Origin of the sequence: Streptococcus sp. 1559 (assembly GCF_013276735.1) — a bacterium.
Lineage (GTDB): Bacteria > Bacillota > Bacilli > Lactobacillales > Streptococcaceae > Streptococcus > Streptococcus pseudopneumoniae.
On sequence record NZ_VMLO01000095.1, the window covers coordinates 1 to 916 of the forward strand.

2 protein-coding genes and 1 pseudogene are annotated in these 916 nt (G+C 40.6%); all 3 read left to right on the forward strand.

Annotated features, from left to right (window positions below; translation table 11 throughout):
- Positions 1-219 (forward strand): IS66 family insertion sequence element accessory protein TnpB (gene tnpB / locus HT688_RS10130; protein WP_152161552.1); only part of this gene is annotated, 219 nt, incomplete at its 5' end.
- Positions 220-273: 54 nt separating this feature from the next.
- On the forward strand, positions 274-480 hold the full coding sequence (locus HT688_RS10135; RefSeq protein WP_138704148.1) for an IS66 family transposase: 207 nt from the start codon (positions 274-276) through the stop codon (positions 478-480).
- Positions 455-916, forward strand: a pseudogene (locus tag HT688_RS10140) (IS66 family transposase); the annotation flags it as partial. The gene HT688_RS10135 and the pseudogene HT688_RS10140, both read left to right, overlap by 26 nt.

Below are 916 nucleotides of genomic sequence, written 5' to 3' on the forward strand. Positions count from 1 at the left end.
TTTCTCTTTTGTGGTGGACGTAAAGACCGCTTTAAAGCTCTTTACTGGGATGGTCAAGGATTTTGGCTACTATATAAACGCTTTGAGAATGGTAAGTTGACTTGGCCAAGTACAGAAAAGGATGTCAAAGCTCTCACACCTGAACAAGTAGACTGGCTGATGAAGGGCTTTTCTATCACTCCAAAAATAAATTCATCAGAAAGTCGTGATTTCTATTGAAATGATGCCTTTCTTTTTAGTATAATAAAGTTAGAAAACAAGGAGGGGAAGACGATGAAAGACTTATTAAAACTCATTCAACAACAGAGTGCTACAATTGATAGTCTCACCAATGAACTTGCCCTTCTTCGTGAACAAGTGGCTTATCTAACGCAAAAGCTCTATGGAAAATCCTCTGAGAAAAGTGTTTGTCCATCTGGACAAGTCAGCCTTTTTGAGGAGGAAGCTTCATCTGATGAAGATGGAGAGGTTCCCAGTTGAAAGAGAAGAAATCACCTATAAACGTAAGAAAGCTAAAGGAAAACGTCAAGCTCTTCTTGCCCAATTCGATTCAGAAGAACTCCATCATCGCTTAGAGGATTGCATTTGCCCTGACTGTCAGGGAGAGCTAAAAGAGATTGGAGCGAGTCTTCAAGGCCAAGAATTAGTCTTTATTCCTGCGCAATTAAAACGCATAGATCATATCCAACACTCTTACAAATGCCAAGCATGCAGTGAGAAAAATCCGAGTGATAAAATTGTGAAAGCTCCTATCCCTAAAGCCCCTTTGGCGCATAGCCTTGGCTCAGCTTCTATTATCGCTCACACCATCCATCAGAAGTTTAATCTGAAGGTCCCCAATTATCGCCAAGAAGAAGATTGGGCTAGGATGGGTTTACCAATCACACGTAAGGAAATCTCTAATTGGCATATCAAG

Bases quoted from the DNA above. Each gene is read 5' to 3' on its own strand.
- HT688_RS10135 (WP_138704148.1), top strand. From the start codon at position 274: ATGAAAGACTTATTAAAACTCATTCAACAACAGAGTGCTACAATTGAT.